At 62.5% G+C, this 15,396-nt stretch carries 13 protein-coding genes; all 13 read right to left on the reverse strand.

The genetic code is table 11. The features are described 5' to 3' along the window. Positions 1 to 302 precede the first annotated feature (302 nt). Positions 303 to 1,484, reverse strand: a complete 1,182-nt coding sequence (locus AC56DI_RS06900; protein ID WP_496345487.1) for an acetyl-CoA C-acetyltransferase — start codon at positions 1,482 to 1,484, stop codon at positions 303 to 305. Positions 1,485 to 1,581: 97 nt separating this feature from the next. Beyond that, the gene (locus AC56DI_RS06905; RefSeq protein WP_496345488.1) at positions 1,582 to 2,457 is read right to left on the reverse strand and encodes an oxygenase MpaB family protein; all 876 of its coding nucleotides are present in this window, start codon (positions 2,455 to 2,457) and stop codon (positions 1,582 to 1,584) included. Positions 2,458 to 2,665: 208 nt separating this feature from the next. Continuing rightward, positions 2,666 to 4,330, reverse strand: coding sequence for a glucose-6-phosphate isomerase (gene pgi / locus AC56DI_RS06910; protein WP_496345489.1), 1,665 nt, complete (start codon positions 4,328 to 4,330; stop codon positions 2,666 to 2,668). Between the two features lie 91 nt (positions 4,331 to 4,421). After that, positions 4,422 to 4,802, reverse strand: coding sequence for an aspartate 1-decarboxylase (gene panD / locus AC56DI_RS06915; RefSeq protein WP_496345490.1), 381 nt, complete (start codon positions 4,800 to 4,802; stop codon positions 4,422 to 4,424). 44 nt (positions 4,803 to 4,846) lie between these two features. Further along, the gene (gene panC / locus AC56DI_RS06920; RefSeq protein WP_496345491.1) at positions 4,847 to 5,707 is read right to left on the reverse strand and encodes a pantoate--beta-alanine ligase; all 861 of its coding nucleotides are present in this window, start codon (positions 5,705 to 5,707) and stop codon (positions 4,847 to 4,849) included. Beyond that, positions 5,704 to 6,504: a 3-methyl-2-oxobutanoate hydroxymethyltransferase gene (gene panB / locus AC56DI_RS06925; protein WP_496345492.1), complete on the reverse strand. Its 801-nt coding sequence runs from the start codon at positions 6,502 to 6,504 to the stop codon at positions 5,704 to 5,706. The genes panC and panB overlap by 4 nt, the downstream gene beginning before the upstream one ends. A 108-nt stretch (positions 6,505 to 6,612) precedes the next feature. Further along, positions 6,613 to 7,122, reverse strand: coding sequence for a 2-amino-4-hydroxy-6-hydroxymethyldihydropteridine diphosphokinase (gene folK, locus AC56DI_RS06930; RefSeq protein WP_496345493.1), 510 nt, complete (start codon positions 7,120 to 7,122; stop codon positions 6,613 to 6,615). Beyond that, positions 7,122 to 8,513: a polynucleotide adenylyltransferase PcnB gene (locus AC56DI_RS06935; RefSeq protein ID WP_496345494.1), complete on the reverse strand. Its 1,392-nt coding sequence runs from the start codon at positions 8,511 to 8,513 to the stop codon at positions 7,122 to 7,124. Before AC56DI_RS06935 ends, folK begins: the two co-directional genes overlap by 1 nt. Positions 8,514 to 9,201: 688 nt before the next feature. Then, positions 9,202 to 10,635 (reverse strand): sigma-54-dependent transcriptional regulator, encoded by a 1,434-nt coding sequence (locus AC56DI_RS06940; protein ID WP_496345495.1) that lies wholly within the window; start codon positions 10,633 to 10,635, stop codon positions 9,202 to 9,204. A gap of 22 nt (positions 10,636 to 10,657) precedes the next feature. Next, positions 10,658 to 13,612, reverse strand: a complete 2,955-nt coding sequence (locus AC56DI_RS06945) for a sensor histidine kinase (protein ID WP_496345496.1) — start codon at positions 13,610 to 13,612, stop codon at positions 10,658 to 10,660. Beyond that, positions 13,596 to 13,772 (reverse strand): hypothetical protein, encoded by a 177-nt coding sequence (locus AC56DI_RS06950; RefSeq protein ID WP_324519840.1) that lies wholly within the window; start codon positions 13,770 to 13,772, stop codon positions 13,596 to 13,598. The genes AC56DI_RS06945 and AC56DI_RS06950 overlap by 17 nt, the downstream gene beginning before the upstream one ends. A gap of 138 nt (positions 13,773 to 13,910) precedes the next feature. Continuing rightward, positions 13,911 to 14,807, reverse strand: coding sequence for a tRNA glutamyl-Q(34) synthetase GluQRS (gene gluQRS, locus AC56DI_RS06955; protein ID WP_496345497.1), 897 nt, complete (start codon positions 14,805 to 14,807; stop codon positions 13,911 to 13,913). A gap of 51 nt (positions 14,808 to 14,858) precedes the next feature. Further along, positions 14,859 to 15,311, reverse strand: coding sequence for an RNA polymerase-binding protein DksA (gene dksA, locus AC56DI_RS06960; protein WP_496345498.1), 453 nt, complete (start codon positions 15,309 to 15,311; stop codon positions 14,859 to 14,861). Between the last annotated feature and the right edge of the window lie 85 nt (positions 15,312 to 15,396).

Raw genomic sequence — 15,396 nt, forward strand, 5'->3', positions numbered from 1 at the left:
TACCAAGAAAAGCGCCGGCACTTGGCCCAATGTTGTTCGTTTAAGGCGCCACAGCGGTAGCCCGGATGAAATCCGGGGGCGAATGCGCACGTCAACGAACCTCCCCGGATTTCATCCGGGCTACAAAAATGCCGTTCACTTGGCTTAAGCGAACGGCATTGCGGCACTTGGCCGGCGTTTTCATAGGTTAAGTGGGTCGTTGTGAACTCGTAGGATGGGTGGAGCGGCAGCGCCGCGATACCCATCAGCGGAGTCGATGGGTTACGCCGCTTTGCGGCTAACCCATCCTACGGCAAGGGGGTTTACTCGCGCTCAAGCGCCAGCGCTACGCCCTGACCGCCACCAATGCACAGGGTGGCGAGGCCTTTCTTGGCGTCGCGCTTGAGCATTTCGTGCAGCAGACTGACCAGCACGCGGCAGCCCGATGCGCCGATCGGATGGCCGAGGGCAATGGCGCCGCCGTTGACGTTGACCTTGCTGGCGTCCCAGTCGAGTTCCTTGCCGACGGCCAGGGCCTGGGCAGCGAAGGCTTCGTTGGCTTCGATCAGGTCCAGGTCGCTGAGCTGCCAGCCGGCTTTGGCCAGGCAGCGCTGAGTGGCGGACACTGGGCCGATGCCCATGATGGCCGGGTCGACACCGGCATTGGCGTAGGCGGCAATTTTTGCCAGCACGGGCAGGCCCAAGGCCTTGGCCTTGGCGGCGCTCATCAGCAGTACGGCGGCGGCGCCGTCGTTGAGGCTGGAGGCGTTACCGGCGGTGACCGAACCGTCCTTCTTGAACGCAGGCTTGAGCTTGGCCAGGGATTCGGCGGTGGTACCGGCGCGTGGTTGTTCGTCGGTAGCAAAGGCCACAGGCTCGCCTTTGCGCGACGGGATCAGTATCGGGGTGATTTCGTCGACAAAACGTCCGGCTTCGATGGCGGCCACGGCTTTCTGTTGCGAGGCAGCAGCGAAGGCATCCTGGGCTTCACGGCTGATGGCGTATTTGTCCACCAGGTTCTCGGCGGTGATGCCCATGTGGTAGTCGTTGAAGGCATCCCACAGGCCGTCGCTGATCATGGTGTCGATGACCTTTGCGTGACCCATGCGCAGGCCGGTGCGCGCGCCGGGCATGACGTAGTTGGACAGGCTCATGTTCTCCTGGCCGCCGGCGATGATCACCTCGGCATCGCCGCAGCGAATGGCCTGAGCGCCCAGGTGCAGGGCTTTAAGGCCTGAGCCGCAGACTTTGTTGAGGGTCAGGGCCGGTACGGCGTGTGGTAGGCCGGCTTTGATCGCGGTCTGGCGGGCCGGGTTCTGGCCGGCGCCGGCGGTCAGCACCTGGCCGAAGATCACTTCGTCGACCAGGGCCGGATCAAGCCCGGTTTGCTCCAGCAGTTGGCGGATCACGGCCGCGCCCAGGTCCACGGCGGACACAGTGGCCAAGGCACCCTGGAAGCTGCCAATGGCGGTACGGGTGGCGGCGACGATAACGACTTCTTGCATGACGCAATTCCTCATGACGGCTGCGAGCGGTCAATGACTGACCAAGATGGCGCTTATGGTCGCACAGTGAACCCCTGCTGAACCAGTCGCGGTGGCTCTAGCGCGGCGGCAGGCCCATGCGTTTGCGCGAGCGATGGCTGGCGCCGTTGCGCACTGCCCAGCGCAGGAGTGGGGCGATGCTGTGCACGCCCGCGCGAATCAGCGGGCGCTGCCAGGCGGGCTGCTGCAGGCCCAGTTGCTGCTGGGTCCAGGTCGGTAGCAGGTCGATGCCGGCCTGCATAAACAGTCTGGCAACGGGCGCTGCGGCGCGGCTGGGGGCCGGGGCATTGAACAGCACCTGGCAAATTTCCCGTGTGCGCTCATCGCAGACCAGTTGCGGGCGCATGGCATCGAGGTAGTCGGCCACCGCCTGGCGTGATTTCGGCACGTTGCTGGCGCCGAGGCGTTCGGCGACCAAGGCAATCTCGGCGTAGTAGCGGTCCTGTTCGGCGCCACTTAGCTGCGGGTTGAGGTAACGCAGGTAGCCGGCAAGAAAGCACGACACCTCGGCCACGTGGACCCAGGTCAGCAGCGCCGGGTCGCTGGCTGCATAACGGCGCCCGTCTGCGGCGGTGCCGGTGACCTTGAGGTGGATGGTGCGCACCTTGTCGATCAGCCAATCCGCGGAAGCGGTAGGGGCAAAGCTGGTGCCGGCGACAAACTGACCGGTGCGGCGCAGGCGGCCGAGCATGTCCTGGCGAAAATTGGAGTGGTCCCAGACGCCAGCCAGGGCCAGTGGATGGAGCATTTGCAGGAGCAGGGAGGCGATGCCACCGACCAGCATGCTGGTGAAGTCGTTGTGCACTTCCCAGGGCATGGAGTCCGGGCCGAAGAGGCCCGGATCACCCTCGGGGTGTTCGTAATCAATTTGCCCTAAGACCAGGCCGCTTAGGCTCATGACCCTGGCTTCGATACGGCGGCGCAGCGCTTCCATGCGGTGGCTCCTCAGCTATCGGCTTGAGTGTGGGGCTTAGCAGGCCGTTGAAAAACGTAGGCGAGGCAGGCAAGACATGGCGCTACCTTAGTAACAGCCTCCGGCTGGTCAAAACGGCGAGGAAGCGGAGTTTACGAGCTGTAAATGAGCATTCCGAGCCTGTTTTTAACGCAGGATTGCCAACGCAGGTAGTTTTTCAACCGCCCGCTTAACCGCGGTGACGGCCGCGGAAATAGTCGATCAGGCCTTGGGTGGAGGCGTCTTCGGCCTGTTCCGGGTCCCAGCTGGTCATGCGCTGGTAGACGTTCTTGCCCATCTCCTTGCCCAGCTCAACGCCCCACTGGTCGAAGGCGTTGATGCCCCAGATTACGCTCTGCACGAACACCTTGTGCTCGTACATTGCCACCAGTGCGCCCAGACGCCGCGGGCTGACCCGCTCCAGCACCAAGGTGTTGCTCGGGCGGTTGCCGGGGATGACCTTGTGCGGCGCAAGGCGCTGCACTTCATCTTCCAGCAGGCCTTTGGCGCGCAGTTCGGCCTCGGCTTCGCTGCGGGTCTTGCCGAGCATCAGGGCCTGGCTCTGTGACAGGCAGTTGGCGTACAGCCACTGGTGGTGGTCGGCCACCGGGTTGTAGCTGACCACCGGGACGATAAAGTCAGCCGGGATCAACTGGCTGCCCTGGTGCAGCAACTGGTGGTAAGCGTGCTGACCGTTACAGCCGACGCCGCCCCAGATCACCGGGCCGGTATCGGTATTTACCGGCGTGCCGTCGTGGCGCACGCTCTTGCCGTTGGACTCCATGTCCAGCTGTTGCAGGTGCTTGGTGATATTGCGCAGGTAGTGGTCGTACGGCAGGATCGCGTGGCTCTGGGCGCCCCAGAAGTTGCCGTACCAGACACCGAGCATACCGAGGATGACTGGCATGTTGCGTTCGAACGGCGCGCTCTGGAAGTGCTGGTCCATGCTGTAGGCGCCGGACAGCAGCTCCTTGAAGTTGGACATGCCAATCGCCAGGGCAATCGGCAAGCCGATGGCCGACCATAGCGAGTAACGACCGCCGACCCAGTCCCACATCGGGAAGATGTTCTCAGCACGGATGCCAAAGGCTTGGGCGGCTTCGCGGTTGCTCGATACGGCGATAAAGTGCCGATGCAGCGACTCTTCGCTGCCGCCCTGGGCCAGGTACCAGGCGCGGGCGGCCTGGGCATTCTTCAGGGTTTCCAGGGTGCCGAAGGTCTTCGACGAAACGATAAACAGGGTGGTCTCGGCGCGCAGCTTGCCGACCAGTTCGTGGAATTCGCTGCCGTCGATGTTGGCCAGGTAATGGCAGCTCACGCCTTTTTGCGCAAACGGCAGCAGGGCTTCGGACACCAGTTGTGGGCCGAGGAAGGAGCCGCCGATGCCGATGTTGACGATGTCGGTGATCGGCTTTTCGCTGTAGCCGCGCCACATGCCGCTGTGGATGCGGCCGACCAGCTCGGTCATCTGATTGAGCACGCGGTGCACTTCTGGCATCACGTTCACGCCGTTGACGGCCAGGCGCTCGCTGACCGGTCGGCGCAGGGCGGTGTGCAGCGCAGGGCGACCTTCCGAGCTGTTTACCAGCTCGCCGTCAAACAGGGCGCGGATGGCCTGTTCCAGGCCGCACTCGCGGGCCAGGTTGACCAGCAGGGTGCGGGTTTCACGGTTGATCAGGTTCTTCGAGTAATCGAGGAACAGGCTGCTGCTGGTCATCGAAAATTCGCTGAAACGCTGTGAATCTTCGGCAAAGGCCTGGCGCAGGGTGAAATTCTGCATGGCATCGCGATGCTCACTGAGTGCCTGCCAGGCGGGCAGGGTCGTGGCGTCGAGGGGGTTCTGGTAATACGCCATGTGGCGGCTTCCTTGAATTGTGTGCAGCCTTTGAGCATGAAAAAGCCCGGACAGTTCCGGGCTTGCCTTGCAGTCTAGCGTGCGGGCAGCGTTAGGCTACCTGTACGGGAATCGCATTGCTGGTGTGGCTCAGTTCGTTGCCCGGCGCCATATACAGCATGCGTGGCTGGAAGTTGGCCAGCTCGGCTTCGCTGTAATGGGCGTAGGCACAGATGATCACCCGATCGCCGACGCTGGCCTTATGCGCAGCAGCGCCATTCACCGAGATCATCCGTGAGCCGGCTTCACCGCGGATGGCGTAGGTGGTGAAGCGTTCGCCGTTGTCGACGTTATAGATCTGGATTTGCTCGTATTCACGGATGCCCGACAGGTCCAGCCATTCGCCGTCGATGGCGCAGGAGCCCTCGTAGTCGAGGATCGCATGGGTCACTTCGGCGCGGTGCAGTTTGGCTTTGAGCATGATGGCGTGCATGGCGAACTCCTTGGAGCGTATTCAATAGCGGACTGGCGCTGGTGTCAGGCCGGCAGGTCGAGATCGAAGGCCAGGTTGTCGATCAAGCGGGTGCTGCCGATAAAGGCAGCGGCGAGGATCACCAACTGGCGGTCTTCGCGACTGGCAGGCTTGAGGTCGCTGGCGTTGCGGATTTCCACATAGTCCGGGCGCAGGCCAGCGGCTTCCAGGCTGGCCTTGGCTTGGGCTTGCAGCTGGGCAAAGTCGCTGTCGCCAGCCCGTATGGCCTCAGCCAGGGTGCACAGGGTGCGGTAGATCCCGGGCGCACTGCTGCGCTGCTGGGCATCCAGGTAGCCGTTGCGCGAGGACAGTGCCAGGCCGTCGTCGGCGCGCACGGTCGGTTCGCCAATGATCTGGATCGGCATGTTGAGGTCGTGCACCAGGGTGCGGATCACCGCCAACTGCTGGTAATCCTTTTGCCCGAACACGGCCAGGTCCGGTTGGACCATGTTGAACAGCTTGCACACCACCGTGGCAACGCCGGCGAAGTGCCCAGGCCGACTGGCGCCACACAGACCGTCGGAAACGCCAGGCACGCTAACCAGGGTCTGGCCGGCCATGCCTTGCGGGTACATTTCTTCCACCGTTGGGGCGAACAGCAGGTTGCAGCCGGCATTCAGCAGGCGTTCCTGATCGGCTTCCAGGGTGCGCGGGTAGCTGGCGAGGTCTTCGTTGACGCCGAACTGCAGCGGATTGACGAAGATGCTGGCCACCACGAAGTCGACGCGCTGACCGGCTTTTTCCACCAGGGCGGCGTGGCCGTCATGCAGGTTGCCCATGGTCGGGACGAAACCAATGCGCTTGCCTTCGCCACGGGCGCGGGCCACTGCGGCGCGCAACTCGCGCACCGTTCTAACTGTATTCATGCAGAGAATCCGTGTTCGGCGGCCGGGAAGCTCGCGCCCTTGACTGCGCTGACATAGGCGCTGATGGCGGCGCTGATACTGTCCTGGCCGGCCATGAAGTTCTTCACAAACTTGGGGGTGCGGCCAGTCAGGGACAGACCCAGCAGGTCATGCAGCACCAGTACCTGACCGTCGGTAGCGGCGCCTGCGCCAATGCCAATCACCGGGATTTTCACCGCCTGGGTAATTTCTTCGGCCAGGCCGTTGGGCACGCATTCCAGCAGCAGCATGGCGGCGCCGGCCTGTTCCAGAGCTATGGCATCGGCACGCATCTGCCGCGCCTGGGCTTCCTGACGGCCCTGTACCTTGTAGCCGCCAAGGATGTTCACCGCTTGCGGGGTCAGGCCCAGGTGGGCGCAGGCGGGGATGCCGCGTTCGGCCAGCAGGCGGATGGGTTCGGCCAACCAGCCGGCCCCTTCGAGCTTGACCATGTGTGCACCGGCCTGCATCAGGGCTGCACAGTTATGCAGCGCCTGTTCGGTGGTGGCATAGGCCATGAAGGGCAGGTCCGCGAGAATCAGCGCGCCACGGTTACCGCGTTTCACGCAGGCGACGTGGTAAGCCATATCGGCAACGCTGACCGGCAGGGTGCTGTCATGGCCTTGCAGGACCATTCCCAGGGAGTCGCCGACCAGCAGCACCTCAACTCCGGCCTGGCTGGCAGCCTGGGCGAAGGTGGCGTCGTAGCAAGTCAACATGGCGATTTTCTCACCGCTCTGCTTGAGGCTTTGCAGGGTGGTCAGGGTTACATCAGGCATGGAAATCGTCCTCTTCTGCACCGGCAGGGGGCAACGGGACGCCTATAGTCGTGATGGGCGGGCGCGAAGTCAATTGCAGGTGTTACCGGCTTGTTACTGGCGTTACCGTCATGCCAGCGAATTATTTGTCTCTTCGGGCGTCAGGCGTTGCAGGCCGGTAAACGGGCACGCGGCCAGTAACGCACTGAGTTGGCGGCCATCGGCCAGAGTCAGTTGCGGGGCCAGGTCGGCCAGCGGATAGAGGACAAACGCGCGGGCCTGCAGGTGATAGTGCGGTACCTGCAGACGCGGTTCGTCAATCACGCGTTGGCCGAACAACAATATATCCAGATCCAGGGTGCGGGGTCCCCAGCGCTCGGCCTTGCGCACCCGCCCCTGGTCGAGCTCGATGGCTTGTAGGGCGTCGAGCAACTCCAACGGCGCCAGGGCGCAATCCAGTGCCGCCACTGCATTCACGTAGCGCGGCTGGTCGGCCGGGCCGAGCGGGTCGCTGAGGTAAAAGGACGATACGCCCAGCAACTGTGTGTGCGGCAGTGCGGCGATGGCCTGCAGGGCGCTGTGCAGTTGCTTGCGTGGCTCGGCCAAGTTGCTGCCGAGGCCGATATACACCCGTTCCATCATTCGCCTGCGGGGGCGCCGGCAGCTGGGCGGCGCTTGCGCCCATTGCGCTTGCGTTTACGTGGCGCGCCGCTGGCCTCTTCCTGCTGGCTGAGGTTGCGGATCATCACGCGGCGCTGGCTGTCGTTGACTTCCTGATAATCGGTCCACCAGTCGCCCAGGCCGCCGGTGTCTTCGCCGGCGTCTTCACGCAGCAGCAGGAAGTCGTAGCCGGCGCGGAAGCGTGGGTTTTCCAGCAGCAAGTCAGCACGTTTGCCCTGGCGCCGTGGCAAGCGCTCTTGCATGTCCCATATTTCGCGAATCGGGATGGTGAAGCGCTTGGGGATGGCAATGCGTTGGCACTGCTCGGCAATTAGCTGGTGCGCGGCTTCCTGCATGGCTGGAATGGCGGGCATGCCTTTGTCCTGCAGCTCGCTGACACGGGCCGGCAGGGCAGGCCAGAGCAGGGCGGCGAAGAGGAAGGCCGGGGTCACGGTCTTGCCTTGTTCGATGCGTCGGTCGGTGCTGGCCAGGGCCAGACGGATCAACTCGCCGGCGTATTCTGGGTCACGCTTGAGGGCGGCGGCCGCCGCCGGGAACAGAGGGGCAAAGAGGTTGTACTCAAGCAACAGCTCGAAGGTGTGTTCGGCATTGCCGGCCAAGAACAGTTTGAGCACTTCGTCGAACAGGCGTGCCGACGGAATCTCGTGCAGCAGGCGAGCCAGGCGTGGAATGGGTGCGGCACTGTGCTTTTCGATATCGAAGTCGAGCTTGGCGGCAAAACGCACGGCCCGCAGCATGCGCACTGGGTCTTCCTGGTAGCGTTTTTCCGGGTCGCCAATCAGACGAATCAGGCGATTGCGGATGTCATGCACGCCGTTGGCGTAATCGAGGATGCGTTCACAGCTGGCATCCAGGTACAGGGCGTTGATGGTGAAGTCGCGGCGCTGGGCATCATCTTCCAGGCTACCGTAGACGTTGTCGCGCAGGATGCGGCCGCTCTCGTTGCGCGATGACAGGTTGCTGTCTTCGTCTTCGTCGCCTTGCGGGTGATTGGCGCGGAAGGTGGCGACTTCAATGATTTCGCGGCCAAAGTGCACGTGCACCAGCTTGAAACGGCGGCCAATTACGCGGGCATTGCGAAATTCGGCACGAACCTGTTCCGGGGTGGCGCTGGTGGCCACGTCGAAGTCTTTGGGTTCAAGGTTCAGCAGTAGGTCGCGCACGCAGCCACCGACCAGGTAGGCCTGGTAGCCGGCCTGTTGCAGGCGGTCAACGACGCTCAGGGCGTAACGACTGATCTCGCCGCGGCGCAGTGGGTGCTGATTGCTGTTCAGCACTTCAGGGGTGCTGCGCTTGTGGGCGGCACGACGTAATGGAGATCGGAAAGACTGGAACAGCTTCTTCAGCATGGGCGGCACTGTTTGACGGGATAGGCGGCCACAACTAGGGATGACCGCAGGATAGGCGCGGATTCTAGCATTTGCCGGGAAGATGGTGTAGGAAGCTTGAGATGGTTTGCAAAGCTACTGGGGGAGCCGGAGCTCCCCCCCAAAGTAGGTGCGTGCTTCTTTTTTATTATTATGGCGGGCTTATTGTTTTTATTGGTTGACCCGTTCCCTTGGCTCTTCGGCTTCAGGAAAGCACCCCAAGCATGGGGTTTAAGGCAAACGGATTACTTTGGATGCTGATGTTGCCGCGATCTTCGATGCCTTGTGAGCATGTGCAGATCTAACCAGTTCGGGCGCTGCCTTGGGGCAGTTTTATTATTCTCGGCCTGGTATGGGGCAAACCCCTGAGGCAACTCCTCTCCAAAAGAATCAGTTAGCTGCGCCTCCGCATTGTTGTTTTTATTGTGCTGGAGTCGATGTGTCTTGTTTTTATTGTAGTGGGCAGTGCTTGTTATTGTTTTTGTACAGATGACATAGCAGAAGCCGTGCCAGTTTTTACGAATCCTTTAAAAACAATGACTTACGATTTATTGTGCTGTTTTCCAGGCACAAAAAAGCCGGGGTCTCGTTACCGTGGGCCCCGGCTTTTGTTACTGGCTATTGCTTGGGTAACAGCCTGTTGTGTGGTGTCTCCCGGCGGTGTAACGGGCTAACTGCTCACCGCGCCCGACTTGCGCCGCGGAATACCCAGGCGCTGGCGACGTTCCCACAGGCACTTGCGGCTGATGCCGAGCTTGCGGGCCAGTTCGGTCTCGGTCATGTGGTCCTGGTGTTCGAGCACGAAGTGCTGGAAGTAATCCTCCAGGGACAGGTCTTCGGTGGGCTCGTTACCGCTGTTGCTGCCGCTTTGTGGTGGCAGCAAGCCGATGAAGTCGTCTTCGTCGAGGTCGTCCAGCTCAATGTCGATGCCCAGCAGTTCAGCCGAGATTTCCGCGCTTTCACACAGGATGACCGCGCGCTCAATGGCATTTTCCAGTTCGCGCACGTTGCCTGGCCACGTGTAGTGGCGGATGGCTTGCTCGGCGTCGGCGCCAAAATACAGGTCACTGCGCCCCATTTTGGCGCTTTGGCGTGCCAGGAAAGATTGGGCGATTTCACCCACGTCGCTGTCGCGTTCGCGCAGTGCCGGCAGTTTCAAGGCGATCACGTGCAGGCGATAAAACAAGTCTTCGCGGAACTGGCCGGTTTTTGCCAGGGTTTTGAGGTCGCGGTGGGTCGCGGCGATCAGGCGCACGTCGACCTTCTGCGATTGCACCGAGCCAACCCGGCGGATCTCGCCTTCCTGCAGCACGCGCAGCAAGCGCGCCTGGGCTTCCAGTGGCAATTCGCCAATTTCATCGAGGAACAGTGTGCCGCCGTCGGCGGCTTCCACCAGGCCGGCACGGCCGGCGCTGGCGCCGGTGAAGGCGCCTTTCTCATGGCCGAACAGTTCGGACTCGATCAAGGATTCCGGGATGGCCGCGCAGTTCACTGAAATCATCGGTGCCTTGGCACGCCGGGACAGGTTGTGCAGGGCACGGGCCACCAGCTCTTTACCGGTGCCGGACTCGCCCTGGATCAGCACCGTGGAGTCGGTCGGCGCGACCTTGCGGATCTTGCTGTACAGCTCCTGCATCGGAGCGCAGGAGCCAATGATGCCGATCTCGCCATCTGCCGCGGTGCTCGGTTTGTCGCTGCTGCGACTGCCGCTCGCGCTGTTGCCGGCGCGCTCTGGCTGTTGATTTTTTGCTTCCTGGCGGTCACGCAGGATGCGCGCCACTGCCTGGAGCATTTCGTCGTGATCGAAGGGTTTGGCGATGTAATCGACCGCGCCCATTTTCATTGAGTCGACGGCCGAGCGCAGGCTCGCGTAGCTTGTCATGATCAGCACGGGAGCGCCTTGCGCCAGCTTGATCAGTTCGGTGCCCGGTGCGCCTGGCAGGCGCAGGTCACTGACCACCAGATCGAAGCTGGGAATGCTGAAGCGTTCCTGAGCTTCCTGCACCGAGCCGGCTTCGCTGACTTGGTACTGGTTGCGTTCCAGCAGGCGGCGCAGGGCCGAGCGGATAATGGTTTCGTCTTCGACGATGAGGATATGCGGCATCAATTCGGTTCTCTCGACGGTCTCAGTTCACAGCGGACGTCGCTTCAACATGCCTGGGCAATTTCACCCGAAAACGGGTGCCGCGCTGGCGCTCGGGATCGGCTGGGCTGTCGATGGTGATCTGGCCATAATGCTCTTCCACGATCGAATAGACCAGTGCAAGGCCAAGGCCAGTGCCCTGTCCGGGATCTTTGGTGGTGAAAAATGGTTCGAACAAACGGTCCATGATGGCTTTCGGAATTCCGCTGCCTTCGTCCTCCACCAGCAACTCGACGGTGTCCTCGTTGGCTTCGGTTTTGACCCGAATGGCGCCGCCCGGTTGGGATGCATCGCGGGCATTGGACAGCAGGTTGATCAGTACCTGGGCCAAGCGCTGGGCATCCCCGGTGACCAGGTGTTGGGGGTCGCAGAGGTTGAAGAACTGCACGTCGACGCTGTTGCGGTTGAGGGCCAGCAGGCTGATGGCATCCTGGGCGACATCGGCCAGGCACACGGCCTCGGCAGCGTGCTGGTGACCGCCGGCATGGGCGAAGTTCATCAGTGACTGGACGATGCGCGAGACCCGTTTGGTCTGCTCGAGAATCTGCGTGCTCATTTCGTTCAGCTCGCTGTCATCTGCCCGTTCTTCGCGCAGGTTCTGCGCCAGGCAAGCGATGCCGGTGATCGGGTTGCCGATCTCGTGGGCGACGCCGGCGGCCAGGCGGCCGATGGAGGCCAGGCGTTCGGAGTGGGCGAGCTTCTCTTCGAGCATCTGGGTGTCGGTCAGGTCTTCGAGCAAAATCACCAGGCCGCTGTTGCTCGGTGCCAAGGGTTCGCTGATGGCCGCCTTGCGCAGGTTCAGCCAGCGCACCTGGCCATCCTGCAGCAAGCGTTGTTTGTGCAGGTGCTCTTCCGGCGATTGGGCGAAGCTTTCCAGCAGGCCTTTCCAGGGTTCGCTCAGGGTGTTCAGGCGCGAGCCCACCACCTGCAGGGCGGAGATTTGCGTGAGCTCCTCCATGGCCCGGTTCCACATCAAAATTTCGCGGTCCTTGGCCAGCGAGCAGACGCCCATGGGCAGCTCTTGCAGGGTCTGGCGATGGTAGCGGCGCAGGGCGTCGAGCTCGGCCGCCAGGCCGGTCAGGCGTGAGCGGTAGTCTTCCAGGCGGTTTTCGATGAAGTGGATGTCTTCGCTGACGTAACCGCTGGTGGCGGACTTGTACGGCAGAAAGGTTTCCACCATGTCCTGGGCCACGCTGGGGCCCATCAGTCCCGAGAGGTTGGCTTCCAGGCGGTCGCGCAGGCGGCGCAGGGCGTAGGGACGGCGCTCGTCGAAGGGCAGGTGCAGGTCGCGCAGGGCCTGTTCGACTTCCTTCTGAGCGGTGATGGCGCCCAGGGGTTTGGACAGCTGGGTGGCGAAGTCCTGCGGCGAGTGGGCCAGCAGTTCGCGCCGCTGCGGGCGCGAGACATTGTCGACGGCGCAGGCTTCGGCAGCGCTGACTTCTTCACTGCTGGCCTCGGTAAACAGCGACACCAGGGTGAACACCAGAATGTTGGCAGCAAGCGAGGCTATTGCCGCCAGGTGCCAGCTGCTGTCGTCGAGGACGTAGACGATATCCAAAATCGGCAGGTAGATGCCTTGCAGATTGAACAGCAACGGCAGCAGGGTGGTGGCCAGCCAGATGGCGATGCCCACCAGCAGGCCGGCGATAAAGCCGCGGCGATTGGCGGTTGGCCAGTACAGCACCGAGAGCACGCCGGGAAGAAACTGCAGGGTGGCGACGAAGGAGGCGATGCCCAGGTTGGAGAGGTCCTGCTCGGCGCCTAGGAGCATATAGAAGCCGTAGCCAGCCATGATGATGGTGGCTATCAGCAGGCGCCGGGTCCATTTCAGCCAGCGATAGATGTTGCCCTCGGCGGGCGGCTGGTACAGCGGCAGCACCAGGTGGTTAAGGACCATGCCGGAGAGCGCCAGGGTCATTACGATGATCAGGCCGCTGGCTGCCGACAGGCCGCCGATGTAGGCAATCATGGCCAGCAGGCGATTGTCGGTGGCGATGCCGATGCCGAGGGTGAAGTACTCCGGGTTGGTTGGCGTGCCGAGTTTGAGGCCGGCCCAGAGGATCGGCGGGATGGCCAGGCTGATCAGCAGCAGGAACAACGGCAGGCCCCAGCTGGCACTGACCATGGCCCGCGGGTTGAGGTTCTCGGTAAAGGCCATGTGGTACATGTGCGGCATGACGATGGCCGAGGCAAAGAACATCAGCAGCAGGGTGCGCCAGGGGCCTTCCTGCAACGGGGTGTGCAGCGCTTCGAGGGCGATCTGGTTTTGCTGCAGCCAGCTTTCCAGCTCGCCCAGGCTGCCAAATACGCCGTACACCGCATACAGGCCCACACAGGCCAGGGCCACCAGCTTGACCAGCGACTCGAAGGCAATCGCAAACACCAGGCCTTCATGCTTGCCGCGAGCGGCGATATGGCGGGCGCCAAAGAGGATGGTGAACAGCGTGATGAGGGCACAGAAGCTCAGGGCCACGCGGTTTTGCACCGGCTCATGGGTGAGGATGCTGATTGAGTCGGCCACGGCTTGAATCTGCAGCGCCAGCAGCGGCAGCACGCCGATTAGCATAAACAGGGTGGTCAGGGTGCCGGCCCAGGTGCTGCGAAAGCGAAAGGCAAACAGGTCGGCCAGTGACGACAGCTGATAGGTGCGGGTAATGCGCAGGATCGGATAGAGCAGCACCGGCGCCAGCAGAAAGGCGCCGGAAATACCCAGGTAGATTGCCAGGAAGCCATAGCCGTACTGATAGGCCAGGCCCACCGTGCCGTAGAACGCCCAGGCGCTGGCATACACGCCCAGCGATAAGGTGTAGGTCAGCGGGTGACGGATGATCCAGCGCGGGATCAGGCCGCGCTCGCTGATCCAGGCCACGCCGAACAGCAGAAGGAGATAGCCAGCGCTGATAAAGACCAGCTGACTCAGGTTAAAGCTCGTCAGCATCACGTTGGCTCTGGAGGATAAAGGTCACCACGATAAGAATCAGCCACAGCACGTAGGGGCGATACCAGGCGCCGTCGGCGTCGATCCACCAGTCCATGATAGCGGGGGAGAACAGGTAGATCCCCACCACCAGGAGCAGCACCAGTCGGTAGATGTACATGGGCGGGTTCTCGTCGCGAAAGAGCCGCGATGGTAGCGGAAGGCAGCAGGCATAAGCCAGATGCGGCCTGCGTTGCAGGTCACGGGTTCAGACGTTGGCTGCGACCTTGCGAGTCAGGGCGATCGTCAGATCAGGCTCTCAGTGCAATTGCGCTTCGGCCAGGCTCAGCGTGCGAGGGATGCGGTCGACCTGCCAATGCTGGCTGGCCCAGGCCAGGATGGCGTTGGGGGGCAGTGCCAGCAAGTCTTCTGGTGCGTCCTGGCCAAGGGCACGCAAGGCTCGAAGTAGCAGGGGGCGGGCTTGCTCGGCGGGCAGGGGTGGCGAGCGGTAGGACTTGCCCAGCTTGTGGCCGTCGGGCTGGGTGATCAGCGGCACATGCAGGTAGCTGGGTGCGGCGACCCCGAGCAGCTCCTGCAGATACAGCTGGCGCGGGGTCGAGTCCAGCAGGTCGGCGCCGCGGACCACGGCGTTTACCCCTTGCCAGGCGTCGTCGATGACCACCGCCAGTTGGTAAGCGTAGAGGCCATCGCGGCGACGAATGACGAAGTCGCCCACCTCGCGGCCTAGGTGCTGACGGAACTCGCCCTGCACGCGATCAATAAAATGGTATTCCAGCTCGGGTACGCGCAGGCGGATGGCTGCATTCTCAGTGCCATGGCCGGCATTGCGGCAAAAGCCGGGGTAGACGCCCTGGTGGTGTTCCAGTTGCTTGCGTGAACAGGTACAGGCATAGGCCAGGCCTTGGCTCAACCAGCGTTGCAGCACCTCGGCATAGGTGTCGTGGCGTTGGCTTTGACGCACCAGCGGACCGTCCCATTCGAAGCCGTAGGTTTCCAGGCTGCGCAAAATGGCATCCTGGGCGCCGGGCATTTCCCGTGGCGGGTCGAGGTCTTCCATGCGCAGCAACCAGCGGCCGCCGACTGAGCGGGCGTCAAGGTACGAGGCAAGGGCGGCCACCAGGGAGCCGAAGTGCAGATAACCGCTGGGCGTGGGAGCGAAGCGGCCGATGTAGGCGGGTGAGGCGGGCTTGGACATAGGACTGCAGGCCAGAAACAACACGGGGCGCCGTAGCGCCCCGTAGTGGGATCAGGAACCGATCTGTTTTTCGCGGATTTCTGCCAGGGTCTTGCAGTCAATGCACAGGGTGGCAGTCGGGCGGGCTTCCAGGCGGCGGATGCCGATCTCGACGCCGCACGAATCGCACCAGCCGTATTCATTGTCGTCGATCAACTGCAGGGTCTCGTCGATCTTCTTGATCAGCTTGCGCTCGCGATCGCGGGCACGCAGTTCCAGGCTGAATTCTTCTTCCTGGCTGGCGCGGTCGGCTGGGTCGGGGAAGTTGGCCGCTTCGTCCTGCATATGGTGCACGGTCCGGTCGACTTCCTGCATCAGCTCCAGCTTCCAGGTGTTGAGGATGCCGGTAAAGTGCGCGCGCATCGCGTCACTCATGTACTCCTCGCCCTTGGATTCTTTATAGGGGGCGAAGCCACGCGTCAGTTCACTGCTGCTTTTTGCTTTTGCTTTTGCTTTGGTGGGCATGGATGACCGCCTCTCACTTTCTCAAATCCACTGCGCAGGAACGCTATCCTTTGCCAGCTCGGGCTGGCCCTGCGGCTGCAAGCGG

The organism is Pseudomonas sp. BGA-UO-ETr-WB11, assembly GCF_059567785.1.